This is a genomic window from Prolixibacter denitrificans, assembly GCF_003014495.1.
GTDB lineage: Bacteria > Bacteroidota > Bacteroidia > Bacteroidales > Prolixibacteraceae > Prolixibacter > Prolixibacter denitrificans.
This window is the reverse complement of record NZ_PYGC01000001.1, coordinates 590,319-617,118: the sequence shown is the minus strand read 5'-3', so window position 1 is coordinate 617,118 and position 26,800 is coordinate 590,319. Positions and strand designations below refer to the sequence as shown.

General features: G+C 46.4%; 19 protein-coding genes. 8 read left to right on the top strand and 11 right to left on the bottom strand.

Annotated features, from left to right (window positions below; translation table 11 throughout):
- Positions 1-12: 12 nt before the first annotated feature.
- Genes CLV93_RS02720 through CLV93_RS02705 form a run of 4 tightly spaced genes read right to left on the bottom strand, consistent with a single transcriptional unit; the run spans position 13 to position 3,978 of the window.
- A complete protein-coding gene (locus CLV93_RS02720) occupies positions 13-891 on the bottom strand; it encodes a rhomboid family intramembrane serine protease (protein WP_106540617.1) in 879 nt (292 codons plus the stop codon).
- A gap of 6 nt (positions 892-897) precedes the next feature.
- A complete protein-coding gene (locus CLV93_RS02715) occupies positions 898-1,716 on the bottom strand; it encodes a rhomboid family intramembrane serine protease (protein ID WP_106540616.1) in 819 nt (272 codons plus the stop codon).
- A gap of 60 nt (positions 1,717-1,776) precedes the next feature.
- A complete protein-coding gene (gene mutL / locus CLV93_RS02710) occupies positions 1,777-3,660 on the bottom strand; it encodes a DNA mismatch repair endonuclease MutL (protein ID WP_106540615.1) in 1,884 nt (627 codons plus the stop codon).
- Positions 3,661-3,675: 15 nt separating this feature from the next.
- Positions 3,676-3,978 (bottom strand): hypothetical protein, encoded by a 303-nt coding sequence (locus CLV93_RS02705; RefSeq protein WP_146141930.1) that lies wholly within the window; start codon positions 3,976-3,978, stop codon positions 3,676-3,678.
- A 208-nt stretch (positions 3,979-4,186) separates the two neighbouring features.
- Between CLV93_RS02705 and CLV93_RS02700 the strand changes: the two genes are divergently transcribed.
- The 5 genes from CLV93_RS02700 to CLV93_RS02680 all read left to right on the top strand — a co-directional run bounded on the left by CLV93_RS02700 (position 4,187) and on the right by CLV93_RS02680 (position 15,533).
- A complete protein-coding gene (locus CLV93_RS02700) occupies positions 4,187-5,722 on the top strand; it encodes a YifB family Mg chelatase-like AAA ATPase (protein ID WP_106540613.1) in 1,536 nt (511 codons plus the stop codon).
- Between the two features lie 113 nt (positions 5,723-5,835).
- Entirely contained in the window at positions 5,836-11,391 is a 5,556-nt protein-coding gene (locus CLV93_RS02695; protein ID WP_106540612.1) for an Ig-like domain-containing alpha-2-macroglobulin family protein, read from the top strand.
- 20 nt (positions 11,392-11,411) lie between these two features.
- Positions 11,412-13,784, top strand: coding sequence for a penicillin-binding protein 1C (gene pbpC / locus CLV93_RS02690; protein WP_106540816.1), 2,373 nt, complete (start codon positions 11,412-11,414; stop codon positions 13,782-13,784).
- A 91-nt stretch (positions 13,785-13,875) separates the two neighbouring features.
- Complete coding sequence (locus CLV93_RS02685; RefSeq protein WP_106540611.1) at positions 13,876-14,550, top strand: inorganic pyrophosphatase; 675 nt, start codon at positions 13,876-13,878, stop codon at positions 14,548-14,550.
- A 185-nt stretch (positions 14,551-14,735) separates the two neighbouring features.
- A complete protein-coding gene (locus tag CLV93_RS02680) occupies positions 14,736-15,533 on the top strand; it encodes a CPBP family intramembrane glutamic endopeptidase (RefSeq protein WP_106540610.1) in 798 nt (265 codons plus the stop codon).
- A gap of 29 nt (positions 15,534-15,562) precedes the next feature.
- Here the strand turns inward: CLV93_RS02680 and CLV93_RS02675 are convergent, their stop codons facing one another.
- Genes CLV93_RS02675 through CLV93_RS02660 form a run of 4 tightly spaced genes read right to left on the bottom strand, consistent with a single transcriptional unit; the run spans position 15,563 to position 18,774 of the window.
- Entirely contained in the window at positions 15,563-16,051 is a 489-nt protein-coding gene (locus CLV93_RS02675) for a dihydrofolate reductase (RefSeq protein WP_106540609.1), read from the bottom strand.
- Positions 16,048-16,842: a thymidylate synthase gene (locus tag CLV93_RS02670; protein WP_106540815.1), complete on the bottom strand. Its 795-nt coding sequence runs from the start codon at positions 16,840-16,842 to the stop codon at positions 16,048-16,050. The genes CLV93_RS02675 and CLV93_RS02670 overlap by 4 nt, the downstream gene beginning before the upstream one ends.
- Positions 16,843-16,878: 36 nt before the next feature.
- Positions 16,879-18,150: an MFS transporter gene (locus CLV93_RS02665; RefSeq protein ID WP_106540608.1), complete on the bottom strand. Its 1,272-nt coding sequence runs from the start codon at positions 18,148-18,150 to the stop codon at positions 16,879-16,881.
- Between the two features lie 18 nt (positions 18,151-18,168).
- On the bottom strand, positions 18,169-18,774 hold the full coding sequence (locus CLV93_RS02660) for a bifunctional nuclease family protein (RefSeq protein WP_106540607.1): 606 nt from the start codon (positions 18,772-18,774) through the stop codon (positions 18,169-18,171).
- A gap of 255 nt (positions 18,775-19,029) precedes the next feature.
- Here CLV93_RS02660 and rplU point away from each other — a divergent pair, with 255 nt between their 5' ends.
- The 3 genes from rplU to serS all read left to right on the top strand — a co-directional run bounded on the left by rplU (position 19,030) and on the right by serS (position 21,033).
- Positions 19,030-19,341, top strand: coding sequence for a 50S ribosomal protein L21 (gene rplU / locus CLV93_RS02655; RefSeq protein WP_106540606.1), 312 nt, complete (start codon positions 19,030-19,032; stop codon positions 19,339-19,341).
- A 19-nt stretch (positions 19,342-19,360) separates the two neighbouring features.
- Positions 19,361-19,627, top strand: coding sequence for a 50S ribosomal protein L27 (rpmA, locus tag CLV93_RS02650; protein ID WP_106540605.1), 267 nt, complete (start codon positions 19,361-19,363; stop codon positions 19,625-19,627).
- Positions 19,628-19,758: 131 nt separating this feature from the next.
- Positions 19,759-21,033, top strand: coding sequence for a serine--tRNA ligase (serS, locus tag CLV93_RS02645; RefSeq protein WP_106540604.1), 1,275 nt, complete (start codon positions 19,759-19,761; stop codon positions 21,031-21,033).
- A 708-nt stretch (positions 21,034-21,741) separates the two neighbouring features.
- Here serS and CLV93_RS02635 read toward each other — a convergent pair.
- Genes CLV93_RS02635 through rlmH form a run of 3 tightly spaced genes read right to left on the bottom strand, consistent with a single transcriptional unit; the run spans position 21,742 to position 26,676 of the window.
- Complete coding sequence (locus CLV93_RS02635) at positions 21,742-22,518, bottom strand: MBL fold metallo-hydrolase (RefSeq protein WP_106540602.1); 777 nt, start codon at positions 22,516-22,518, stop codon at positions 21,742-21,744.
- Entirely contained in the window at positions 22,493-26,197 is a 3,705-nt protein-coding gene (locus CLV93_RS02630) for an ATP-binding protein (protein WP_106540601.1), read from the bottom strand. Before CLV93_RS02630 ends, CLV93_RS02635 begins: the two co-directional genes overlap by 26 nt.
- A 5-nt stretch (positions 26,198-26,202) precedes the next feature.
- A complete protein-coding gene (gene rlmH / locus CLV93_RS02625) occupies positions 26,203-26,676 on the bottom strand; it encodes a 23S rRNA (pseudouridine(1915)-N(3))-methyltransferase RlmH (RefSeq protein ID WP_106540600.1) in 474 nt (157 codons plus the stop codon).
- Positions 26,677-26,800: the final 124 nt, after the last annotated feature.

Below are 26,800 nucleotides of genomic sequence, written 5' to 3'. Positions count from 1 at the left end.
GGTAGCTTTTGGTTATTTTTTATTTCCCATTCGGAACAGTGTTTCCTTTTCTTCTTTGGTCAGACTGTCGTATCCCGATTTGCCAATCTTTTCCAGTATTTGGTTGATGTACTCCTGTTGCTCTTTCTTCTTGTGGTTGTAATCGTAGTCGATATTGACGGCTTCGCCGCGATGTTCTACCCGCAGCTTTTTTCGTGGTTTGAACCAGGTGAAGAAACGATCCAAAACCCGCTCGAATCCGCGGGAAACATTACGGCCTTTCACCAGTTGCGACATATAAAGCCAGCCCCACAGTGCTCCGCCGAGGTGGGCAAAATCGCCGCCGGCGTTGTTACCGCCCAATCCGATAATGTACATGATGATGGAAACGACAGCAATCCATTTGATTTTTACCGGCCCGATAAACATCAAGTGAATAACATGATTGGGCACATACACCGAGATGGCTATCACGATAGCAATAACGGCTGCCGATGCGCCCAGTAATTCAGACGGTTTTCCCTGGAAAGGGGGAAGGAAATTGTAAGCGAGCATATATACCAAACCGCCGGCAACACCACCAATCAAATAGAGGCTAAGCAGTTTTCGCTGATCGTGGTACTCAAGAAAAATACGTCCGAACCAGTAGAGCCAGAGAATATTAAACAGAATATGAAAAAACTGGAAATGGAGGAACATATAGGTAATAATCGTCCACGGACGGGTCAAAAAGACGTCGAATGAAGATGGCAGTGAAAGCCAACTCAACACCGGCGTATCTTGTGCTCCGGAAAGAAAAAGGATCACATAAATTAGCCGAATGATGACCCAAACACCAATGTTCAGGTAAATCAACCGCGTCAGATATGAGCCATTCTTAAACGATAATTTTATTTCCTCTAAAATTCCCATCTCAAATCAATAAAAACTGTTGGAGTTCCGGTTCCAGAACTTAATCAGGATAAAACCAAAAATCATACCACCCAAGTGTGCAAAATGTGCCACATCGCTTCCCGGATTCCGTACACCTAAAAATAACTCAATTACGCCATAACCAATCACAAAATACTTGGCTTTAATCGGAATCGGCGGAAATAGTAACATTAGCTGCGTGTTGGGGAACAACATTCCGAAGGCCAGCAAAACCCCGAAAATGGCTCCCGAAGCACCCACCACCGGTATATTCATTTTCATTTCGAGTACGCGCTGTACCAGTTCGGTTCCTTGCTGAATATACGCCGGATTATTGGGTTTATCCATCCAATTGTTGATCAGATCGTATACCCAGGGACTCGCATGTTTCAGATGTTCTTTCACAAATGTGGCAAGAAGTTCGGGCGAAGGCGTATTGATAAACGCTGCGACAGAATCCCTCAGCGATGAAATTTCGATGTAGTTAACCAGCGTATAGAATGCAGCAGCGCCCAGTCCGGTGATGAAATAAAAAATAAGAAAACGCTTGGGTCCCCAAACCATTTCCAGCACCCGACCGAACATGTATAAGGCGAACATATTAAAGAACAGGTGCATAAAGCCACCATGCATAAACATATGCGTTACAAACTGGTAGGGCCTGAAATGCGTTGAAGCCGGGTAATAAAGAGCCAGTTTCTGGGTCAGATCAATACCAAAGCTTTTCAATGCCCAGGTGGCAACCAACATCAACACGTTCAGCATGATGAGGTTTTTCACTACCGGGGGAATTGCGTTATATGAAGGCGGTCTGAATTGTGTCATAAATTATGCTTTGAAATGTTAAAATTAAAAATAACCATTCCTTCGCGGCAAACTGTTATTCTATTTTAACAATTTTTCAAATTCTTCAAGCGAAATGATGGTAATGATCTTCTTTCCCGTTGGGGAATAATTCGGCGTTTTGCAGGCAAACAGGCTGTCAAACAACTCTCCGATTTCCTCGTATTTCAATACCGAGCCGTAATTGATGGCTGAAGCGCGTGCCAACGATTGTGCCAGATTTGTTTTAATCTCTTCTTTCACATCAACTGGCCGGTTCTTTACATCTTCCAGCAATTTTTCAACCAGCTCCCTTGCATCCAGGTGACTGAGCATACTGGGAACTCCTTCTACGAAGAAAGCCTGCTCATCCGCTTTGCGAATTTCAAATCCCAGTGTTTTCAATTCATCCAGAATACTGTCGAGCACCTCGGCATCGGCAGCGTGAAGTTCTAACCTTGGCGGGAAAAGCTGACGCTGACTGGTTCCCAGGTTTTTCTCCAAAACGGCCATGAAATGCTCAAACAATACCCGTTCGTGGGCTCTTCGCTGGTCAATAACCATCAGTCCCGACTTAACAGGCGAAATGATGTATTTGTTTTTTACCTGGAGGAAGTTGTGGTTACGCATCCCGTTTTCCGCCTCGTCATGCAGGTTCTGCTGTGACGGTTGTTGAATGACCTCGTCCGTTTCATCGGAAAATATTTCTTCATCCGTTTCCGGGAAATCGTTGGAGCGTTCAAATCCCTGGTACAGTTTATCCCAACTTTTCAGATTTGGGTCCTTGGTCCAGTTGGGACTTTGCTGAAACGGGTTGACCGGCGTTTTCTTTTCTTCCTCGAACGGATTATATGCGGGATTTACCTGAATTTCCGGTTCCGGTACGACGGCGCCGGGTTGCGGTGCAACGGGAATATCGATGGCACCTGCCTGGTCGAATTCGATGGACGGCATCACATTGAATTTTCCTAAAGCCTCCCGAATACAGGCGTGAATGATATGCCAGGCCGAGCGTTCATCTTCAAATTTCACTTCCGTTTTGGTCGGGTGAATATTGATATCGATGGTGCCTGGTTCTACTTCGAAATAGAGAAAATAGGCCGGAATCGTTTCAGGCGGAAGAATTTTCTCATACGCCTGCATCACCGCTTTGTGAAAATAGGGATGACGCATAAATCGTCCGTTCACGAAAAAGAACTGTTCACCCATGGTTTTCCGGGCAAACCGGGGCTGCCCAATATAACCGGAAACCCGGATAATGGTGGTGTCCGTTTGAACAGGAACCAGACTTTGATTGATATTTTTGCCGAAAATATTGACAATTCGCTTGCGCTGATTTTCGGAAGGTAAATCGTAAATAACCGAGTCGTTATGAATAAGCGAGAAACTCAGTTCCGGATTGGCCAAAGCTACCCGCTGTATCTCTGTAATGATATGCTTTAACTCCGTGCTGTTGGCCTTCAAAAACTTCCGGCGGGCCGGCACGTTGAAGAAAAGGTTTTTGATAGAGAAATTGGAACCTTGGGGACAATTGTCCGGTTCCTGCGATTTGACCTCCGACCCGACAATGTGCAACCGCGTTCCCAGCTCATCGCCTTCCTGTTTGGTACGCAACTCCACATCAGCAACAGCGGCAATCGACGCCAGCGCTTCTCCGCGGAATCCCATCGTCCGGATGGAAAACAGGTCGGCCGCCGCTTTTATTTTGGATGTAGCATGACGCTCGAAGGCAAGCCGGGCATCACTCGGAGACATACCTTTCCCATTGTCGGTTACCTGAATAAGGGTACGACCGGCATCTTTCAGATTTATTTTTATTTGATTGGCTCCGGCATCAATTGCATTTTCTACCAATTCCTTAACAACCGATGCAGGACGCTGGATAACCTCTCCGGCCGCAATTTGATTGGCAACCGAGTCGGGTAAGAGCTGGATAATGTCTGACACTAAATAATCAGTTTGTTATTTCAACATATAAAAGGCCAATAAGGCCAGAAGGACTAGAATAACGATCACCCGGATATTGGATTTCCGTCGCTGTTGTTCGGCAAACCGGCCTCGGCTAAGACCTTGCCGGAATGAACCCTTTATCGACGTTTTGTAATTCTCCGGTGTAACTTTCTCTTTACCCCCTTCTTCCTTAATGCCTAATTCTGCCTTGATACGAGCTTCCCTTTCTGCCATTTCCTCTTTACGGGGATCGTAGAAACGATAGGGCATGCGAAAATCTTTGCTCCGGGGCACATGGAAGAACTTCATTCCCATAACCACAATTTTTGGTTCGAAATACAAAGATAACGGTAATTTTCGTTTCGTCATGGGATGGCAGAACTGTTTGTCCAATAACCAATAAAATAGCTTAATATGAGAAGTGTAGTTGGTTTGGTTTAAGAAAGAAAATTGGCATAGGGTGACAAAATAGTTAACAAAAAGTAGTAACTTAAGTAGAACAAGACCTAAAAATAACCTAACCATGCTCGTGAAAACCTATGGCAGCGCCGTTCATGGAATCGATGCCACCATTATTACCATAGAAACTGATGTCACTATTGGCCTTCGTTTTTTTCTGGTCGGTCTTCCCGACAACGCTGTGAAAGAGAGTCAGCAACGGATAGAATCTGCTTTGCGCATGAACGGATTTCAGATTCCCGGCAAAAAAATCGTTATCAATATGGCACCCGCCGATATCCGGAAAGAAGGTTCGGCTTACGATTTGCCCATTGCCATGGGAATACTGGCCGCGTCTAATCAGATTAACGATGCTGAACTGGAACAGTACGTGATGATTGGCGAGCTTTCGCTCGATGGAGGACTGCAGCCAGCCAAGGGAATTCTGCCCATCGCTATCAAGGCGCGGGAAGAAGGCTTTAAAGGATTCATCGTTCCGAAAGAAAATGCCCGCGAGGCAGCGGTTGTTGATAATCTGAAAATCTATGGTGTGGAAAACATCAGCGAGGTGATTGCCTTTTTCAACGGGAACGGAACATTGGAAGAAACGGTGGTGAATACCCGCGAAGAATTTTTCGCCAACATCAACCACAGTGACTTCGATTTCTCGGATGTAAAAGGGCAGGAGAATGTGAAACGCGCATTGGAGATAGCGGCGGCAGGCAGTCATAACTTACTGATGATAGGCCCTCCAGGTGCCGGAAAGACAATGTTGGCAAAGCGGATTCCGACGGTACTTCCGCCGTTTACACTGAAGGAAGCGCTCGAAACGACCAAGATACATTCCGTTGTTGGAAAGATTGATCAAGAAACCTCGCTGATGACCATGCGCCCTTTCCGATCGCCACATCATACAATATCGGATGTCGCGCTTGTTGGCGGAGGGACATTTCCACAACCCGGTGAGATATCGCTGGCACATAATGGCGTTCTTTTTCTCGACGAATTGCCGGAATTCAAGCGTACGGTGTTGGAGGTGATGCGACAACCGCTGGAAGATAGGGTTATTAGTATTTCGCGGGCACGTTTCGCGGTAGAATATCCGGCCAGTTTTATGCTGGTTGCTTCCATGAATCCGTGTCCCTGCGGTTATTATAATCATCCCACCAAGCCATGTGTCTGTGCGCCCGGCATGGTGCAGAAATATCTGAACCGGATTTCGGGGCCGTTGCTCGATCGCATCGATATTCATCTGGAAGTGGTGCCGGTTCCTTTCAACAAATTGGCGGAATTGCGGCCCGGCGAACCCAGCGAAAAAATTCGGGAACGCGTAATTCGGGCGCGGAATATCCAGGCCGAACGTTTCCGGGGAACTGAAATATATGCCAACGCACAAATGAGTTCGCGTATGCTTCGCAAGTACTGCAACCCGGATGAGGCAGGGAGCCAGTTGCTGAAGAATGCCATGGAAAAGATGGGACTTTCGGCTCGCGCTTACGACCGGATTTTAAAGGTCTCCCGCACTATCGCCGACCTGGAAGGTTCGGAAAATATCCTGGCCGATCACCTGGGTGAAGCCATTCAGTATCGGAGCCTCGATAAAGAAAACTGGGGAACTTAGCGATAAATTTGTCTGAAAAGTGTTCGGATCTTGTTCGTAACACTCCTTAAAGATGTTTATCTTGAGTCGATATTCCATTTCAAACAAAAGTTTATTCAAAACAGACCTGACAAATGAAACTTGCCTTTCGATTGGCAACAATTCTTGTTGCTTTATCCATTCTTGTGTCATGTAATGATAAAGGGAAAAAACAATCATCGACTCCGGATAGCGGATTCGGACAATATGTTAGTCGCTATACCAGCGGCGTTATCTCGGTAAAAGCACCGATTGTTGTCGAGCTGAATAAAGAGCCGAAAAATCCGAAACAGCCCGGAACGGAGGCAGATGGCAGTTTGATAACACTATCTCCTGCCGTGAAGGGGACCGTTCAGTGGCTGGATGCGCACACGCTCTCGTTTACACCGTCGGAGCCGATGAAGTCGGACACCAAATACGAGGTGAAAGTGGCATTGGGTAAAGTGCTCGATGTTCCTGATCGGTTTAAGGTGATGAAGTTTCCGGTGACGACCATCAGACAGTCATTTGCGGTGAATGACCTCGCCGTAAAGGCATTTGATGATCAGGATCTGAAATGGCAATACCTTTCGGGAACAGTCCATACGGCTGATGTGGCATCGGATAAAAAGGTGGAGCAGCTGATAAAGGTGACCCTGAATAATCAACCCGTTTCGTTGACGTGGGAGCACAATGGCGATGGACGGAATCATCGCTTTACGACCGATAGCTTGCAGCGAACCAATTCGACCCAGGAATTGGATGTTAGTTGGAATGGTAAGCCACTGAGCGTGGATAAAGAAGGTTCGGAAAAGGTGGAGCTGCCCGCCCTCGATGAATTTAAGGTGACCGATGTTCGTGTGGTGCAACAGCCGCAGCAATACCTCTCGCTTCGGTTTTCCGATCCGTTAGATAAGGATCAGAATCTGGAAGGTCTGGTCACCATCGATAAGAGCAGTAATCTCCGGTTTGTGGTCGATAACAATGAGCTGCAAGTGTTCCCGCCGGAGCAATTGACCGGTGAGCATCATATTTATATCTCGGAAGGAATCCGGAATGCGCTGGGTTATAAACTTGGACAAAGTTCCGATATAACCGTGCGTTTTCAGGATTTGAAACCGGCAGTGAAGTTCGTCGGTAAAGGAACGATCATGCCTTCATCCGAAGGATTGATTTTGCCATTCGAAGCAGTCAACCTGCGGGCAATTGATTTACGGGTGATAAAAATCTATACCAACAACATTCACCAGTTTTTCCAGGATAATCAATACGACGGAAGTTCTGATATTAAACGGGTGGGACGTCTTGTGTTGCAAAAGCAAATCAATCTGAATGTTTCCTCGTTTTCGAAGTTGAAGAACTGGAATACTTACAAAATCGATTTAGCTAAGCTGATAAAGATTGAGCCGGGAGCGATTTACCGTGTTCAGATTCGGTTTCATAAAGATTTTTCGGTGTATGGAATGAGCCAACTGCCCGACAACCAAACGTCGTCCATTGATGAACTGGAAGCATCCCGCAAACGCGAAAAGGAGATGGAGCAGTGGGACGAACCGGGCTGGTACAGCGACTATTATTATCCGTCCGGATACGATTGGTCGCAGCGCGATAACCCGGAGAATGTCTCCTATTACAACTCTAATCGTTTTGTTGCTAAAAATCTGTTCGCAACCAATCTGGGGATCATTGCCAAAGGCGGCAACGACAAGTCGATGAATTTTGCCGTGAGCAACCTGAAGACCACCGAGCCTGAGTCGGGTGTTCAGTTGAAGATATACAACTACCAGGATCAACTAATGGAAACATTGACGACCGATGCGGATGGTTTTGCGACGGTTCAGTTGAAAAACAAGCCTTTCCTGCTGGTAGCAGAGAAAGACGGTCAATACGCTTATCTGCGGTTAGATGACGGCTCATCCCTGTCGCTAAGTAATTTCGATATATCGGGAGGTGTGGTTCAGAAAGGAATTAAAGGCTACATCTATGGAGAGCGGGGCGTTTGGCGGCCCGGCGACCGCATTTACCTGACGTTTATTCTGGAAGATAAGAACCACCAATTGCCGGAACAGCATCCGGTCATTTTCGAGTTTATCAATCCGAAAGGGCAGACGATGAGTCGTCAGGTAAAAACGGCCGGAGAAAACGGATTTTACTGCTTCACAACGAAGACCGACGCTGATGCACCTACCGGGAATTGGCACGCGGTGTTGAAAGTCGGAGGACAGACCTTCACGAAACGTATCAAAGTAGAGACCGTGAAACCCAACCGGCTGAAAATTAATCTCGATTTTCATACGAAGCAGTTGGTTTATTCTTCAGAGCCATTGCACGGCACATTGAAGGCGACGTGGCTGCACGGCGGCATTGCTAAAAATCTCAAGGCGCGAATCGCTGTCAATTTCTCAGCCATAAAAACGGCATTTCCGAAATACGCCAACTACCATTTCGATGATCCTTCGAAGGATTTGGTATCGGAAGAGCAGAATATTTTCGATGGCAGGCTGGACGAGAAAGGGGAGACCGGTGTCGATTTTAAATTGCCCAAACTGACGTCGGCTCCGGGAATGTTGAATGCTTTCTTCACGACGCGTGTTTTCGAAGAGACAGGTGATTTCAGCATCGATGTACAGAAAATAAAATATACACCATACAGCTCCTTTGTGGGAATCAAACTACCGGCTTCCGAATCGGGTTGGTACAAAACTGAAACCACTTATCCGCTGGATATTGTTACGGTCGATCCGGAAGGAAAACCGATTTCCCGGAAGGGATTAAAAATTAGTGTGTACAAAGTGGATTGGCGCTGGTGGTGGGATTCCGGCGAAGATCACCTCGCGCGTTATGTGACGGGCAATTACCGCCGGCCGGTGCTACAGGGTACAGTCAATACCGTGGACGGGAAAGGAAAGGTTTCGTTGAAGATTCCTTACAAAAACTGGGACGACAACGGTCGTTATCTGATTTACGTGAAAGATCCGGTGAGCGGGCACAGCACGGGAATTACCGCCTATTTCTCGAAATGGGGAGGCTGGGCCACCGATGGAATGCAGGGCATGGCAACCATGCTGGCATTCAAAGCCGACAAGGATAAGTATCAGGTTGGCGACAAAGTGACGGTGACCATTCCTTCCGGGAAGAGCGGCCGGGCGCTGGTGAGTCTGGAGAACGGCTCGAAAGTGCTGAAAATGTTCTGGGTGAAAACGAAGGAGAAGAATACAACTTTCCAGTTCGATGTCACACCTGACATGGCGCCTAACATCTTTATCCACATTTCCCTGATTCAGCCGCACGCGCAAACCGAAAATGATGCGCCGATAAGACTATATGGCGTCATCCCCATCATGGTGGAAGATCCAACAACACACCTGAATCCGCAGATTGAGATGCCGGATGAACTGGCTCCTGAAAAACCGTATGAGGTAAAAGTATCGGAAAAGAACGGTCGAAAAATGACTTATACGTTGGCCGTGGTAGATGAAGGTCTGCTCGATCTGACACGCTTCCAGACGCCAAACCCTTGGCCGGTATTTTATGCACGGGAAGCCTTGGGAGTGAAAACCTGGGATTATTACGATGATGTAATTGGCGCTTACGGTGCACGTTTGGAAAAGGCATTTGCTGTAGGGGGCGACCAGAATCTGGCGGCTTCCAAAAGGAAAAAGGTCAATCGTTTCGAGCCGGTAGCGCAGTTCATTGGTCCATTCACTTTAGGAAAAAATCAAACACAGACGCATACGCTGAAAATGCCGAACTACATCGGTGCAGTCCGTGTAATGGTTGTTGCCGGCAATGACGGCGCTTACGGAAATGCCGATAAGTCGGTGAAAGTCATCAAGCCGCTGATGCTGCTGGGAACCTTGCCGCGCGTACTCGGTCCGGGCGAAGAAGTAAAATTTCCCGTGAACGTATTCGCCATGAAACCGGAGGTGAAGGATGTGACGGTGAAAGTTGAGACGAACAATCTCTTTACCACGGTTGGCAATAGCACACAAAAAATTCATTTCGATGAAGTGGGCGATCAACTGGCCGGTTTCAATCTGAAAGTGGCTGATAAAACCGGTATCGGAGAGGTGAAAATTACCGCGCAAAGCGGAAAATATACCGCCAGTTATCAAATCAAGCTGAACGTCCGGCCGTCCAATCCGCGGGTGACCAATGTTTCAGAACAGCTTATTCAGCCCGGAAAAACCTGGGAAACGCCGGTCAAAGCACCGGGAATGGAAGGAACCAACACCGCTAGTCTGGAACTTTCAGGAATTCCGCCGCTCGATTTAAGCCGCCGGTTGGATTACTTGATTCACTATCCGCATGGCTGCGTCGAGCAGGTAACATCTGCCGTTTTCCCCCAACTGATGCTGGATCGTTTGATTGAAATTCCGTCGGACAAAGAGCAGGAAATTGAAGATAACATCCGGGCTGCATTGAATAAGTTGACCACCTTCCAGTTGAGTAACGGCGGGTTTGGTTACTGGCCGGGGTCGGCGTACGCTTCGCCATGGGGAAGCAATTATGCCGGGCACTTCATGCTCAAGGCCGAAGAAGCCGGTTATACGCTGCCTTACGGAATGAAGAGCAAATGGCTGAATTATCAGCAGAATATGGCCCGCAACTGGGAAAATGGTTCGAATCGGTACAGACAATCGGCACTCATTCAGGCCTACCGGTTGTATACTTTGGCATTGGCGCAACATCCCGACATGGGTGCAATGAACCGCTTACGCGAAGAAAAAGACGTCAGCACCATCGCCAAGTGGCGTTTGGCAGCTGCTTATGCGGTGGCCGGTCAGCCGGAAGTGTCATCGCAAATTATCAGCGGGCTCAGCCGGGAAGTGAAACCCTACCGGGAATTGTACGGAACATATGGTTCCAACTGGCGCGATGAGGCGATGATCCTGGAGACACTTTCGTTGATGAACCGGAAAGCAGAGGCGTTCCCGCTGGTAACCGAACTGGCACATCAGCTCTCGACCGATGATTGGATGAGCACACAGACCACTGCGTATTCGTTGATTGCGATCGCCGAATTTGCCGGCAAACAAAAACTGACAGACAAACTATTGAAGGCAAGTGTTGCTGTAAATCAATCTTCCGCGAAAGCGGTGGAAACCAACAAACCGTTGTGGCAGCAATCCATTGCCCTGAAAAATAATCAATCGGCGGAGTTGAGTGTGAAGAATGAAACATCTGATGTGATGTATGCCCGCGTGACGACCGAAGGTATTCCGGTAACGGGTGACACCACATCGGTTCAAAGCAATCTGTTCATGAACGTCCGTTACACCGATATGCAGGGAAACAAAATCGATCCGTCGAAGCTGGAACAGGGAACTGATTTTGTAGCCGTTGTTACGGTTCAAAACCCGGGACAACGTGGCATTTATCGTGAGATGGCATTGACAACCATTTTCCCGTCAGGATGGGAAATTATTAACCAACGGTTGAACGATGTGCCGAGCTCTTTAAAGAACGATGCATTCGATTACCAGGATATCCGTGACGACCGGGTGAATACCTATTTTGAGTTGAAACCGAATGAGCGAAAAACGTTCCGCGTGATGCTGAATGCGGCATATGAAGGAAAATTCTATCTGCCGTCAGTCCTCTGCCAGGCCATGTACGATAACCGTATTACGGCGCGGCGGCCGGGTGAATGGGTGGAAGTCGTAAAATAATGATTTCGGAAAGCGGACGAATGAGCATGAGGAAGTTGAGGGTTCGGATAAAGTGGAAAGTGTATGTCGGGGCAGGATTGCTGGCACTTATGGTGTTTTGGTGGTTCAGTTTGCCCAATCCGCTTTTTTCGGATCCTTGCTCTACCGTCATCGAAAGTCAAAACGGGGCATTGCTCGGTGCCCACATTGCCGATGACGGGCAGTGGCGTTTTCCCGAAATCGGATATGTTCCCGAAAAATACAAGACGGCAGTTCTCACGTTCGAGGATGAGCATTTCTATCAACATCCCGGCGTCAATCCGTTTGCCCTGGGCCGCGCCGTGATTCAGGATATCCGTAACAGACGAATCGTCAGTGGCGGAAGTACCATCACCATGCAGCTTATTCGTCTTTCCCGGAAGGGAAAACCGCGCAACCTGTGGCAAAAGTTGGTGGAGATGGCACTGGCCGTTCGTGCCGAGGTGCGTTATTCCAAAGATGAGATTTTGCGTTTGTATGTCTCTCACGCCCCTTTCGGGGGAAATGTCGTCGGGCTGGATGCCGCGGCCTGGCGTTATTACGGTCGCAGTCCCGACCAGTTATCGTGGAGTGAAGCGACGACGCTGGCCGTTTTGCCGAACGCACCCTCACTGATGTATCCCGGCAGACAAAACAAACTATTGCTGGCCAAGCGAAACCGGTTGCTCGATCGGCTTCAGCAGCAAGGAAAGATCGACTCGATGACCTGTCGGCTGGCCAAGCTGGAAGAGCTTCCTCAGAAAATTTATGCTATTCCGCGAATTGCTCCGCAGTTGCTGAACCGGGTGTTGAAAGAGCATCCCGGAGAAAGGATTAAGACGACCGTAGAGAGGAATCTGCAGCAGCATGTGAATGATGTGGTCCGGCAACACTTGGTAGCCCTGAAAGCCAACGGTATTTTCAATGCGGCGGCTTTGGTGCTGAATGTGGAAAAAGGCGAGGTGCTTGCTTATGTGGGAAACGATCCGGATAGGGGGAACGGCGAACATGGCGAAGATGTGGATGTGGTAACCGCTCCCAGAAGTTCGGGAAGTATCCTGAAGCCCTTTCTTTATGCAGCCATGCAGGACGATGGTTTGATTCTTCCCAACACGTTAATTCCTGATATTCCGACCAACATAGGTGGTTTTAGTCCGCAGAATTTCGATCTGAAATTTGAAGGAGCTGTTCCCGCTTCCATGGCCTTATCGAAATCGCTGAATATACCGGCTGTGCGTATGTTGCGCGACTTCAGTGTCGATCGGTTCTACGGCTTAATGAAACGGCTGCATTTCTCTACCCTGAATCATCCCGCTAATCACTATGGACTTTCGCTGATACTGGGCGGTGGCGAAGTTGATTTGTGGGATTTGGCCGGCGCCTATTCGTCGTTGGGACGCATCCTGATACATTATGAAACAATGGATGGCAAGGCCCTAAAAAACGATTTCAGGGAACCGTCTTACCAGGGAAAAAGTTATTCGAAGCAGGAAGCGAAAGATATTCCGATTTCGGCCGGAGCCGCGTGGCTGACTTTTAAAGCCCTGCTAAAAGTGCATCGTCCGTCGGAAGAGGCCGGTTGGGAATCCTTTGCCTCTTCCCGGAAGGTTGCTTGGAAAACCGGAACCAGCTTTGGCTTCCGCGATGGCTGGGCCGTTGGACTCGACCGGAATTACCTCGTAGCTGTTTGGTGCGGCAATGCTGATGGCGAAGGTCGTCCGGGATTGACCGGAACGACAGCAGCAGCGCCCATCATGTTCGATATTTTTCATTTGCTACCTGCCGGAAAGTGGTTTACGCAGCCGGTGGATGAGATGGTGAGAGTTCCCTTATGTCGCGAAAGCGGATACCGGATGGGACCCTATTGCACCGATGCCGATACGACGTGGATTATGCCGAAAGGCCTGCATACGAAAGCTTGTCCCTTTCATCGACTGGTACACCTTGATCCGACTGGGAAGTGGCAGGTGACAAGTCAGTGTGTACCGGTGGACAAGATGATTCACAAATCGTGGTTTGTGCTGCCGCCTGTGATGGAATGGTATTACAAACGAAGGAATCCGCTGTATAAACCACTGCCGCCTTTCCGGCCCGACTGTGCTGAAACACCTGCCTCGAAAGTGATGGAGATGATTTACCCGCGGGAAAACAACCAGGTGTTTGTACCGATACAATTAGATGGTTCGCCGGGCAAGGTCATTTTGGAGGCAGCCCATTCCAATCCGGATGCTGTGATTTACTGGCACCTCGATGATAAATATCTTGGTGAAACTACCGGGAAGCATCAGATGCCGGTGAGTCCGTCGGTAGGAAAACATGTCATTACACTGATCGACGATCAGGGAAATGAACTGCAAAAAACCATTGTGGTGGTGGCAGGAAAGAAGCTTGGATAGTGAATAATATGTTGTTCAACTGAATAACATAAGAGGTTTGAACCAGTCCTTCAATCTTTTGTTTAGTTTTGTGTCTTAAAATAAATGAGCTATGGCAGATAAGTTTTCGGATCCGATAGGCCGGCTGATGGGATTGAGGTACAAATCGCATCCCTGGCATGGAGTGCATATCGGTAGTGATGCTCCGGAAAAAGTGACCGCTTTTATCGAGGTGGTTCCAACAGATACCGTTAAATATGAGGTAGACAAAGATACGGGCTACCTGAAAATCGACCGCCCCCAGCGGTATTCCAACGTGGTTCCCGCACTGTATGGTTTTATCCCGCAGACTTATTGTGGCAAGTTGGTTGGTGACTATTGTAGTGAAAAAACCGGCCGAAACGGAATCAAGGGTGACGGTGATCCAATTGATATTGTGGTGCTGACCGAGAAAGCTATTCATCACGGCGATATCCTGGTAACGGCGCGTCCTATCGGTGGTTTCCGAATGATTGATAAGAGCGAGGCCGATGACAAAATCATTGCCGTGTTGGACAATGACTTTGTTTATGGTGGCTATGAATCGCTAAAAGATGTTCCGGAAAATATCATCATTCGCTTGAAGCACTATTTCCTTACCTACAAGGATATTCCCGACGAAGTTCGTAATTCGGAAATCACTCATATTTATGAGCACGATGAAGCCATTGAGGTAATCAAACGATCGATTTCTGATTACACCCAACGTTTTGAAAATTTAGGCAAACTTTTATCGCTCGACGACTAAACAAGATATCTCCCCGGACGCAAAATCCGGGGATTTTTTTGGTTTTGAAATTCCGTTCGTCAGAAAGTTTACGGCGTTCACCATAAAAAATCAGCCATTCACGGAAAAAAGTTGATCGTTTCGATTTATGATCATAATTTCATTTTTACATCTTCCAAATTGATAGATGTGTTGAAGTTAGAATCATGAGAAAAACATTTGGTTTTAATTCCGATTACCGACAATATTTGCCTCAGCTAAAATGGCTGTTTTCCGTCGGCTTCATTCTCGTTTTAGCCATTTGGATCCCGATGAGCATATCTAAGCTTGTTCATTGGGAAGGCAATAATTTCTTTTTTCACGGAGGAATATGGGCGGTAACCATCCTGATATTAAACGCAGGTGTAAAATTTTGCGGTGCTCAAACAACCGATTTGGGAATTAGGCCGCTACCTACACTTGTTATTCCACTGATTCTGATTTTGACGGTCGTTTTTGCTCTTGGCATTGGGCCTTTGTATTTTCTACAGCCTATCTCCCTCCGGGGAGTTAATCTCCATGCGTTTGGTTTAGAGCCCAGTCCGGTGACGTTCGTTTTGTTTGTCATCCTGTTGCCGCTGATTGAGGAAATCTTTTTCAGGGGAATTTTACTGGGACACATGTTGAATAAGCTAAGTGTTACCAAGGCGATTATCATCTCATCGTTTCTTTACGCGTTGGCACAATGGGGGAATGAACATTTGCTTACAGCGTTGTTGCTGGGGGCTGTATCGGGCTTATTATTTGTTGTCACCCGGTCACTTCTTTCCAGCATTATTTTTCACATCACCTGGAATTTTTTCATCTTCTTTTCCTGGCTGGATGGTAAGCTGTTTCTTTCGGTTGTGAAAGATGAGCTACCCGATCTTAACGGACGATTATTGTTGGAAGAATTAGCACTGGTTATTCTTACAATCGGCATCTTCTACCTGATGCGACGCATGGTGCTTCGTCAGGTAAGATAATCCTACATGAGAAATGTGATTTGAGCGGATTAACGCCGTAATGTGAGGTAGGTGTAATCGAAGTCGTTTTTCTTGTCGTGATGCTCTTCCCGTTCCAGCTCTTCCCACTCGGTATAATCTATTTCAGGAAAAAAGGTGTCAGCTTCGAATTTCTCATGCACCAGCGTGAGGTATAATTTTCCTGCTACCGGGTAGAACTGTTCGTAAATCATTCCACCGCCAATTACAAATGCTTCTTCTTCGTTTTTCACCTTTTCAATCGCCTCTTCAATGCTCCGGACGATCTCAACACCTTCGAATGATTCGATTGTTTTAGAAATCACGATATTTCTCCGGTTGGGAAGCGGACCGTTGGGCAGTGACAGCAGTGTATTCTTTCCCATGATAATGGGATGGCCCGTCGTAATTTTCTTGAAACGTTTCAGATCGTCGGGCAGATAGAAGAGCAGATTGTTATTGCTGCCAATTGCATAGTTTTTGGCAATGGCCACGATGATGGAAATATTCTGATGAATCATACCGACACTTTTCCTTTAATATGGGGATGAGCCTGGTAATTCACCAACTCGAAATCTTCGTATTTGAAATCGAAAATGTTTTTCACTTCCGGATTGATTTTCATCTGCGGAAGCGGATACGGTTCACGGGTCAACTGCAGTTTTACCTGCTCCATGTGGTTATTATAAATATGCGCATCACCCAACGTGTGCACAAAATCACCCGGTTTTAATCCCGTAACCTGTGCCATCATCATCGTTAGCAAAGCGTAAGAGGCAATATTAAAGGGTACCCCCAGGAAAATATCGGCACTTCGTTGATATAGTTGACACGACAATTTTCCGTCATTCACATAAAACTGAAAGAGAATATGGCATGGCGGTAGGTTCATTTCATCGAGCTGCCCAACATTCCAGGCACTCACAATAATCCGGCGCGAAAGCGGATTGTTTTTTATCTGGTCGATGGCCCTGGAAATCTGGTCGACATGTTCCCCTTTAGGTGTGGGCCACGAACGCCATTGATAACCGTAAATGGGGCCGAGTTCTCCATCTTCTCCAGCCCATTCGTTCCAGATACGTACCCCGTTTTCCTGCAAATACTTCACGTTGGTTTCGCCTTTCAGGAACCAAAGCAGTTCGTGGATAATGGACTTCAGGTGCAGCTTTTTGGTTGTTAATACCGGAAAACCTTCCGACAAATCGAAACGCATCTGGTGACCAAAAACACTTAACGTGCCCGTTCCGGTGCGATCTTCGCGCGGAGCACCATTATCGAGAACATGCTGGAGTAAATCGAGGTATTGTTTCACGGGTGTAAATTTTAATGAGCTCAGCTCATTGTTCATTCATGATAGTTCCAATTTCTTTTTAGGAGTGTGTTTATATTTAAACAAAACCATAAATAAAACAGCAACAATCAATGCATATATTGCGAATGTATACCAGATAGATGGCCAATCCAGCGAACCATTGCTGCCGGTAAAAAATATTTTTATAGCATATCCTGCAGCAACATTCCCAAGCACAGCACCTACTCCATTGGTCATCATCATAAACACTCCCTGGGCTGAATTTCTAATTTTCTCACCTGTTGATTCTTCAACAAACAGTGCTCCTGAAATGTTGAAGAAATCGAAAGCCATACCATACACAATACACGAAGCAAAAATTGCTACAATGCCCCACGTGGTTGGCCCCGCAATACCGAATAAGCCAAAACGCAACATCCATGCGAACATGCTCATCAACATTACTTTTTTAATACCAAACCGGCTTAAAAAGAATGGAATGGTAAGAATGAACAGTGTTTCTGATACCTGGGAGACAGATAGAATTATGGTACTATATTCTTTGGTGAACGGATGATTTACACTACTAATGAATGCATCGCCATAAGCATTGGTGAGTTGAAGTGCGGCTCCCAGCAAAATGCTAAAAATAAAAAATACAGCCATTTTAGAATCTTTGAACAGGCTAAAAGCTTGCAATCCTAATCTGTCGACCAGTTTTGTAGAACCTTTTATTTTGTTTTCGGGCTTAATGGAAGGAATTTGAGTAAATGTAAAAATTGACAAAACAACTGCACCGGCAGTTCCAATCAAAAAGCTGTAGCCTGCAAAATATCCTCTTGTAAAAATATCAGGGATGACCAGTTTAACGATATTGGTAATCCACATGGCGGCAATAAAACCAATCGTTCCCCAAACCCTGATAGGAGGAAACGCTATTTGCGGATCTTTCCCTTCACGGACAAGCAGCTCAAATCCAATTGAATTATTGAGTGCAATGGTTGGCATATAAAAGCACATGGCTAAGAGCATGACCGCGAAGAACACCCACGGATTATTTATCATCGGCAATATGGAAAGCGTAAGTCCAAATAGTAGATGCAGCAAGCCAAACAAAACGTTTGATTTTATCCACTTGTCGGCGATAATACCAAATAGCGCTGGTGTAAACAGCGACGCAATTCCCATTGTAGAGAAGATAATGCCAAATTCAGCACTATCCCAATGTTTCACGCCAAAAGCATAGGTGCCTAAGGTCATCATCCAAGCGCCCCATACGAAGAACTCTAAAAAGTTCATCATTATTAAGCGCATTTTAGTATTGCTCATAAATGCCTATTAAAATGCTTACTTATTTTTTGTTCTTTTCTGGATTTCGTCCCTGATTTCGGAGGCTTTTTCGTAATCCTCTTCCGTGACGGCTTTGTCGAGCATGGTGTTGAGCTCTTCGGTAGAATAGACAGAGTAGTCTGAATCTTCGTCCTCTTCCGGGCCGACCATCTCTTTGTCTGAGCTTTCTTCATCCTCGTTTTCCTCTTCCTCGAAATCGAGAATGATGCCAGCTTTATCCAGAATCTCTTCGGTGGTATAAATAGGGCATTCAAACCGGAGGGCCAGGGCAACGGCATCCGAAGTCCGGGAATCGACAGTTATCTGGTTGCCGTCTTGTTCGCAAACGAGCTCGGCATAGAAAATTCCCTCTTCCAGTTTATGGATAAAAACTTCGACGACATTGATATTAAAAGCCAGCGCCGTGTTTAAAAACAGATCGTGGGTTAATGGTCGGGGAGGTTTTAAACCTTCAAGTTGTATCGCAATAGCTTGTGCTTCTACAGCACCGATTATGATTGGAATTCTCCTGTTGCCGTCATCTTCCGACAGCACGAGAGCATAAGCTCCCGACTGGGTTTGGCTGTAGGATAATCCAAGAATATTAAGTTTAATTTTTCTCATCAGGTCTTAATGGTATCATAAAGACTATGTATGAGAACAAATATAAAAATAGTTTAGGGATTTTAAGGGCTAAAGCGATCAAACCGCATATCGGTTTGATTTATAGCGTTGGTAAAATCAAAAATATTTTAGTTAATACTTTGGTAATCAAAACCAGAATGCATACTTTTGCAATCCAAATAAATCCGAGTTGGCTCTTCAAGTGATATATATTAATGTATCCGCCTTCCGGACATAACAGTTAAAAGAACAGAAATGTACGCTATTGTAGAAATTGCCGGACAGCAGTTCAAAGTTGAAAAAGACCAGAAGGTTTTTGTACATCGTCTGCCTAACGAAGAAGGCGCTGATGTAGAGTTCGACAAAGTATTGCTGGTAGACAACGAAGGCGAAGTAAAAATTGGAACTCCCGTAGTGGAAGGGGCTAAGGTTACTGCCAAGGTGCTTGCACACGTAAAAGGTGACAAAGTAATTGTTTTCAAGAAGAAGCGCCGGAAAGGTTACCGGGTAAAAAACGGACACCGTCAGTCTTTTACTCAAATTCAAATTGCTGAAGTAGTTGCGTAAACGTTAAAAACATTTTACCATGGCACATAAAAAAGGAGTAGGTAGTTCCAAGAACGGTCGCGAATCGGAAAGTAAACGACTGGGAGTGAAAATTTATGGCGGCCAGGTTGCCAAAGCAGGTAACATTTTGGTACGTCAGCGTGGTACCGCTCATCATCCGGGTGCTAACGTAGGTATGGGTAAAGACCACACCTTGTTTGCCCTGATCGACGGAACCGTAAAATTCCAGAAAAGAAGGAACGATAGATCCTACGTATCGGTAGAACCGTATACAGAAGCTGAATAAACGACCGTATTCAGTTTAACGATATTTATCTCCTGTTTTGTTACTCCGGTAATGAGGCAGGAGATTTTTTTATGCTTAAATTTGTCAACTATTTACGATTAACCGTTAATTATTGAAATAACATACCGACCATGTTAAGTCTGAAATTTATCCAGGAAAACCCTGATTGGGTAGTCGAACGTTTAGCCGTAAAGGAGTTCGACGCGCGTGAGATTGTTGACCAGGTTCTCGAACTGTACCGGAAGCGGAACGAAACCCAGAATAAGGTGGATTTGCGCAAAGCGGAAATGAATAAACTCTCGAAGGAGATCGGCATGTTATTCAAGTCGGGAAAAACCGATGAAGCTAATACCGCTAAAGCCCGTACCGCAGAACTGAAAGAGTCGATCAAGGAGATGGATCAGGAGTTCGACCGGATAGATGAAGAGTTGATGGAACTGCAGGTGCAGTTGCCAAATATTCCGTCGGAACTGGTTCCGGCCGGAAAAACAGCTGAAGATAATTTGGTCGTTGACGAAGGTGGCGTAAAACCGGAGCTTGGCGAAAATGCCAAACCACACTGGGAGTTGGCCGAACAATACGACCTCATCAACTTCGAGTTGGGTGTGAAAATTACAGGTGCCGGTTTTCCTGTATATAAAGGTTGGGGTGCCCGTTTGCAGCGTGCGCTTATCAACTTTTTCCTCGATCAGGCCCGCGAAAATGGTTTTACCGAAGTGCAACCTCCTTACGTGGTGAACGAAGCTTCAGGTTTTGGTACCGGGCAGCTTCCCGATAAGGAAGGACAAATGTATCATGCTACTGCCGATAATCTTTACCTGATTCCGACAGCAGAAGTTCCGGTGACTAACATCTTCCGCGACGTGATTGTGGATGCGAAGGAATTGCCTATCAAATACACAGCCTATTCGGCATGTTTCCGCCGTGAGGCAGGTTCATACGGAAAAGATGTTCGTGGATTGAACCGTTTGCACCAGTTCGACAAAGTGGAAATTGTGCAGGTGGCCCATCCCGATAAATCGTACGAAGTGCTTGACGGAATGGTTAGCTATGTGAAATCGTTGGTCGAAAAGCTCGAACTGCCGTTCCGCATTGTGCGTCTCTGTGGTGGCGACATGAGTTTCACTTCGGCGCTGACATACGACTTCGAAGTTTGGTCGGCTGCACAGGAACGTTGGTTGGAAGTATCATCCGTATCTAATTTTGAGTCATTTCAGGCGAATCGGTTGAAGTTGCGCTTCCGCGAAGAAGGACAAAAGAAGCCACAGGTTGCGCATACACTGAATGGTAGTGCACTGGCATTGCCACGTATTGTTGCCGCTCTGCTGGAAAACAACCAAACAGCCGAAGGCATTCGCGTGCCGAAAGTGTTGGTTCCTTACATGGGTACAGAGATTATTAATTAATAAAAATATACCCCGAAAAGTCGGTTTTTTCCATGCATGATATGGAATTGACCGGCTTTTTTTGTGTCTTTTGGGGACTCCGGCCGGGGTTGTCATCCGGGTCTGTATGGCTGGTACAGGTTTCCTCCATATGGGTTTGGATGGTTGAAGCCCTTCAGGCTTCCCTCATTTTTGTTGTCCATTTACCGGGGGCTCAGGAATCTCAGGCTTTCAGCCTGTTTCTCTTTATCCTGTTTTGTTATTCCTGTCGGGCAGGAATGGGGTCCGGCGCGGGTTTTGGCTCTTCCGGTTCAACGGGGCATGCCTAAAATGCAACAGGACGAACAGTTATGTGAACAGGGGCATCAAAAAGGTAACAGGACGGCCCATATACCGGAATGGATTGACAAATAGTACAACAGGACGGTAATTATATTAACAGGAGGCGTAATATTTCAAATGGACTGACGGTTTGTATAACAGGGGCTGATTTTCATATCAAAGTGATATATTATTCCTTGCAGGGACGATACAAATCTCTGGAAAGACTGTTTCAATGCCTGGAAGAACCGGCCCCGAACCTGGAATGATACTCAATTTAGTTGGAATGATACCCGTTTTAGCTGGAAGAGCGGGTTCCGGAGCTGGAAAGAGAGTCGTTTTCCCTGGAAGGGTTTACAATTTGTCAGGAAATAGATTGTTTGATGGACAAATGAATAACGGAATAGTCTACAACTCGATGATATTTCCTGTCCGGACCTGCATGAACCCAAACTCCTGGTAAAAACGGGCCAATGCCGGCAATCCCGTACAATGCGAGGGGATAACGCGCGTTACGTTGTGCTCTTTCATGAATTCAATGGTTTTTTCCACCCGTTCTGTTTCACTGGTGAGGTGAAATCCGCCGATAACAGCATACACCGGAAAACCGGGAATCACTTTCCGCGCATGCAGTACCATGTTGCAGATGCCTGCATGAGCGCATCCCGAAATTACAATGAGCCCGTGGTCGGTCAGTGCAACCATTCCCGAATCGTCAGGAACAAAATCATCGCTTCCATCTTCCAATTCGAACGGTGTTTCCTTCGCCTCGAAATCGGTGACGCGTGGAATTTCTCCTAAAAACCAAAGTTCATCTGAAATCGGGTAAGGCTCACGACTTTCGATAATCTCGAACCTGTTTGTTAGTTCATCACGACTTGCCGGCATACCCAAGGGGGAATGGTCTGCTTTCCGGTAACGGGAAAGAAAAGCATCAGGATGCAGAATGAGCGGTTTATGCCCGAGGTGCATCAGGCCGTTGACGTGGTCCCAGTGCCCATGACTCAACGCAATGGCATCAATTATTTTCAGGTCGATCCCCAGAATCCGTGCATTGCGGACGATGATATCTGACGGGCCTGTGTCGAACAAAATGGTTTGATCGGCTTCTATCAGAAAAGAAAGACCGTGTTCCGCACCACATACTTTACCAGCCGTATTATCGTTCAGAATCGTGATTTTCATGTCGTTCTTTACTATAAATTGGCAACCGAATTAAGAAACGGGTTCCCTCTTTGGGAGATGTTTCAAACCAGATTTTTCCATCAAGATTTTCGATGATGCTTTTAGTAATCGCGAGTCCCAGTCCCATGCCGCTTGTCTTGGTCGTGAAGTTGGGTTCGAACAATTTGCTCCGAAGCTCTTCAGCAACTCCTACTCCGTTGTCGGAAATCTCAACCTGGGCAAAATCCTCTTCGGTATGCAAACTAATTTCAACAAAACCTTTTCTGGTTTTGGGGATGGCCTGCATCCCATTTTTCACCAAATTGATGAAAGCGCGACTTAGTTGTTCTTTGTCGGCCAGAACAAATACCGGACAGGTGGTTGGTTGTTCGAAAAGAACGGAGGCATGCGGGTTGTTGTCAAACAAGTTGGTCACTTCCTGAAGCCGGTCGCAAAGGTCGAGTTTTTCGTAGTGCGCTTTCGGCATCCGGGCAAAGTTGGAAAAAGCCGAAGCAATGGCCGACAACGTTTCAATCTGTTCGATGAGTGTTTTGGTCACTTGCCTGAAATACTCGTCAAAGTTTTCTTTTTCCTGTTTTCGGGCTCGTTGCAAATACTGAATACTCAGCTTCATCGGGGTGAGCGGATTTTTTATCTCGTGGGCAATCTGCCGGGCCATTTCGCGCCAGGCGCTTTCGCGCTCCGAGCGGGCCAGTAGTTCGGCACTTTCGGCTAGTTCATCCACCTTCAGGTTATATTCTTTCACTAGCCTTCCGATTTCATCATTCGCACGATATTCGATTTTGGCATTGGCTTTTCCTAACTGAATACCACGCAGGTTCTCCTCGATGGTGCGTAGTGGCGATGTAATGCGGCTGCTGATAAAAACCGCCACCATCACGCTGATGAGCGTAAGGAAAATGTAGATGTTGAGGAACGCCACGATGAAGCCGGAAATCTGCTGCATCAGTTCGTTCTGTTTACTGAGGTACGGAATGTTGAGGTAGCCCAGCAACTCGTTGTTGTTATTGAAGACCGGTACATACGACGAGTAGAAAGTCATGTTCCCGAGTTTCTCGCGATGGAGATAGTTAGTCCGGTGTTCCACCGACATGGCGTAGAAAGCGCGCGGATTCATCTTCGGAGCGGTGAGACCACGCTCATAAATCTCATCCCGCGAAGTAGCAATCAGCGTCCCGGTGGTATCGAACAGGTTGACATCGACCCAGGAAATATCGGATAGTTGAATCAGTTCATAATCGAGATAATTCTCCATGTCAGGCGAAATCTGATCTTCCCGTCCCAACCGCATTTCCAGCTCCGCGGACACCGTCCTTATTTTTTCGTTCAGGTTTTCCTGGATGGAAGCCTTGAACTGTGTGTAGTTGTAGGCAATAATACCAAATCCGATGATCAGCAGTGTTCCCAATAGAATTGAAATGAGGGAAAACTGAATCTTTCGACGGAAGTCCCAGTGTCGTCGGAAAAAATACCAGCCTTTCGGATTATTCAGACCGATCACCAGAAGTCCGGCGATATAAGTCAGCAAAAACAGGTAAGGAAACGATGCCAGTCGCTTGACAAAAGACATCTTCGGGTAACTGACGACTGTATAATTGTTGCCACTGATGTGGTATGCGCAATGCGAATAACCGTCGAGGTCGTAAAAATAAAATTCTCCTTTCCCGTGAAGGTATTCTTTGATAGACAGGGTGTAGGCAAATTTTCCGCTTCGGTCGACCAGCTGGTCATTGTAGTATTTTGCATAGCAGAAGCCGTCACGACGATTCTTGCGGGCTGCCCGTTCATCAAGTAATAGTTCCGGATATCCTTGTCCTTCCGGAATTAGTCGCGAATTCAGTTCCACGAAAACGGTCAGAGGTCGCCCGTCGACTGCACTCTTGAACGCCATTTGCCCGAAGTACGAGATACGCCCGTTTAGTTTATCCATGAAATAGAAATCGCTGCCGGGAATTTCCACTCCGCTTTGCGAAACCATGTTCTCGAAGAAAGCATGACAAGGATGTAGGTCGTTGTCGGGTTTCACCAGCACGCTGTCCTGGTCTCCGCAAACCGTTACCTGCAAATCGTAATCGCGCCAAAACCCGGTGAAATAGTTTTTTCTGAGGTATTGTTCGAGCACATCATATGGCGGTACCAAAAGTGTTTGCAGCAATGTGTCGCGATGAAGACGCGGCTCCAAATCAGACAGATAAAGCTCGGCCGCCGGGTCGCGTTCCGATGCCAGGTTGACGGCCAGTACTTTCTGAATGTTGGTATTGCGCGTTTTGACATGCACAAAAAGCATATGGTCGAAAAGCAAGGCTGCCAACAGTGAATAAACCACCAGGAAGGTCGTCCGGTATTTCAGCAGGGAGTCGTAACGGATAAAATAAAGTGCGGTGATGATAATGATGTAGAAAGTAAACGGAAACCAGTTGACTGCATGTCCGCCCAGAATAAAAACCCCAAGGGCCAACAAGGCAGAAATAACGGCAGCAACCAGGTATTGCTTCAGACTTAATATGTTTCTGGCAATGAACCGAAGACGGAGAGCAATGAGAAGGAATCCCAGGCATTGAAGCACCAGTGAAATGAATCCCAAAACGTTGGGAAGAGAGATTCTCATTTCCTGGTAAAACTCAAAGTTAATAGAGGAGTTCAGGATGAGAATTTGGAATAGAAAGATGCTGAAAGTGAAGTAAAAGGCAGCAAAAAGAAAAGGAAGCAAGAGCGAAATCTTTCCCCATTTGGGATGCTGAAAATCTTTGACATCCAACGATCGGAAAAATACCAGCGCGACGTAAAGTAATAAGATGGAAAGCAGGAAAAACTCACCTAGTGATGGCAACCACGAACCGGCAGCAAAATAAACCGGTGAAAAGAGTCGCAGGTACTCGAAAATAGCCGGTCGGTCGAGTTGGTTAACAAGATAGTAAATCCCAAAAGCGATGACGATACTGAGCAGTATCTTTGCAGGCCCCCGGATGGGAAGGCGCAGGTTTAGAATTTGTACAGTGTAGATGAGGAAGAAAAGCAGCGCAATGAAATACAACCCAGAGGGAAAAAACAGGTCATGTTCCGGCGTGACCAATTCGCCGGTAGGCTCCAGCGAAAACAGGAATCGGTTGTTGCTGTCCTTAACATCGTAAACCGGGTTAGAGGCAGGTTGAGGGTGGACCAGGAAATCGGGAGGCAGTCTGAAATCACTCGGAAAATGGTCGCGCAAATATTTATTATGGTACGGATAAACCTGTTTTATTAGTATGTAACCTACCAACGTAAGGCTATCGGTGTTTAGCTGTTTAGTCATATACCAGCCGGTAGGGAGCTTCTTAATCAGGCTGTTGTCTGCCGAAACCTTGGGCAGTGAGTCATTGAAAGCAGTTTCGGAAGAGGTCCAGTAAATCAGTGAATCACCTTGAAAAATATTGAATGTAATTCCTTGTTTAGCAAGTTGGTCCCAGCGGTTGGCTGCGTCAATCGAATAGCGTTCCGAAGCGATTTTAGTTGGGTCACTGGCAATATTATTTAAAACTTGATTGAGGGTTGCTTCCTTTTTTTCCATCACGTGGGCGACGTGGGCGATTTCCTGATGAAGCGTAGCATTATTAAGAAGGAGGTGCTCCCAGAACCAGGCAACGCCTAGAAAGACAATAGAGAAAAGCAGTAACCGGTGTTGATGCCAGAGTTTTCGCATAGGGATTATTCGTGATGATAGGGTTCGCCATTTAAGATGCTCATAGCGCGATATAGTTGTTCAATAAAAATCAATCGGACCATTTGGTGCGAAAAAGTCATCTTCGAAAGTGATAACTTTCCGTTGGCACGTGCTTTAACTGCCGGAGAAAATCCATAGGGGCCACCAATGGCAAAAACCAGATGTTTTGTTCTGGCTACCATTCGTTTTTCCATCCATTTGGAGAAATCAACAGAGCCCATTTCTTCCCCTTTGTCATCGAGCAAAATGAGTTGGTCCATGGCAGTCACCTGATTCAAGATCAGGACGCCCTCTTTTTCTTTCTGCTGCTCAGTGTTCAGATTCTTACTATTCTTGATATTCGGGATAGTTTTTATCTCAAATGGCAGATAATGAAATAGTCGTTTACTGTAAATATCGATTCCCTTCTTCAAATAATCCTTGTCCGTTTTACCGATGACTACCAGTGTTACTTTCATGTTTCAATTTCCCTGAGTTATTTTGTAATGGTTAAATTTAACGATTTAAAAGGAGAGCCGTTGTTCGACCCTTTCTAATTACAATATTTTTGTATCTTGCTTGATGTTTTGCATGATTGTTGCA

Excerpts from the sequence above, each read along its gene's own strand:
- CLV93_RS02720 (WP_106540617.1), bottom strand. The coding sequence starts at position 891 with ATGGGAATTTTAGAGGAAATAAAATTATCGTTTAAGAATGGCTCATAT.
- CLV93_RS02715 (WP_106540616.1), bottom strand. The coding sequence starts at position 1,716 with ATGACACAATTCAGACCGCCTTCATATAACGCAATTCCCCCGGTAGTG.
- CLV93_RS02705 (WP_146141930.1), bottom strand. The coding sequence starts at position 3,978 with ATGGGAATGAAGTTCTTCCATGTGCCCCGGAGCAAAGATTTTCGCATG.
- CLV93_RS02700 (WP_106540613.1), top strand. The coding sequence starts at position 4,187 with ATGCTCGTGAAAACCTATGGCAGCGCCGTTCATGGAATCGATGCCACC.
- CLV93_RS02695 (WP_106540612.1), top strand. The coding sequence starts at position 5,836 with ATGAAACTTGCCTTTCGATTGGCAACAATTCTTGTTGCTTTATCCATT.
- pbpC (WP_106540816.1), top strand. The coding sequence starts at position 11,412 with ATGAGCATGAGGAAGTTGAGGGTTCGGATAAAGTGGAAAGTGTATGTC.
- CLV93_RS02685 (WP_106540611.1), top strand. The coding sequence starts at position 13,876 with ATGGCAGATAAGTTTTCGGATCCGATAGGCCGGCTGATGGGATTGAGG.
- CLV93_RS02680 (WP_106540610.1), top strand. The coding sequence starts at position 14,736 with ATGAGAAAAACATTTGGTTTTAATTCCGATTACCGACAATATTTGCCT.
- CLV93_RS02675 (WP_106540609.1), bottom strand. The coding sequence starts at position 16,051 with ATGATTCATCAGAATATTTCCATCATCGTGGCCATTGCCAAAAACTAT.
- CLV93_RS02665 (WP_106540608.1), bottom strand. The coding sequence starts at position 18,150 with ATGAGCAATACTAAAATGCGCTTAATAATGATGAACTTTTTAGAGTTC.
- CLV93_RS02660 (WP_106540607.1), bottom strand. The coding sequence starts at position 18,774 with ATGAGAAAAATTAAACTTAATATTCTTGGATTATCCTACAGCCAAACC.
- rplU (WP_106540606.1), top strand. The coding sequence starts at position 19,030 with ATGTACGCTATTGTAGAAATTGCCGGACAGCAGTTCAAAGTTGAAAAA.
- rpmA (WP_106540605.1), top strand. The coding sequence starts at position 19,361 with ATGGCACATAAAAAAGGAGTAGGTAGTTCCAAGAACGGTCGCGAATCG.
- serS (WP_106540604.1), top strand. The coding sequence starts at position 19,759 with ATGTTAAGTCTGAAATTTATCCAGGAAAACCCTGATTGGGTAGTCGAA.
- CLV93_RS02635 (WP_106540602.1), bottom strand. The coding sequence starts at position 22,518 with ATGAAAATCACGATTCTGAACGATAATACGGCTGGTAAAGTATGTGGT.
- CLV93_RS02630 (WP_106540601.1), bottom strand. The coding sequence starts at position 26,197 with ATGCGAAAACTCTGGCATCAACACCGGTTACTGCTTTTCTCTATTGTC.
- rlmH (WP_106540600.1), bottom strand. The coding sequence starts at position 26,676 with ATGAAAGTAACACTGGTAGTCATCGGTAAAACGGACAAGGATTATTTG.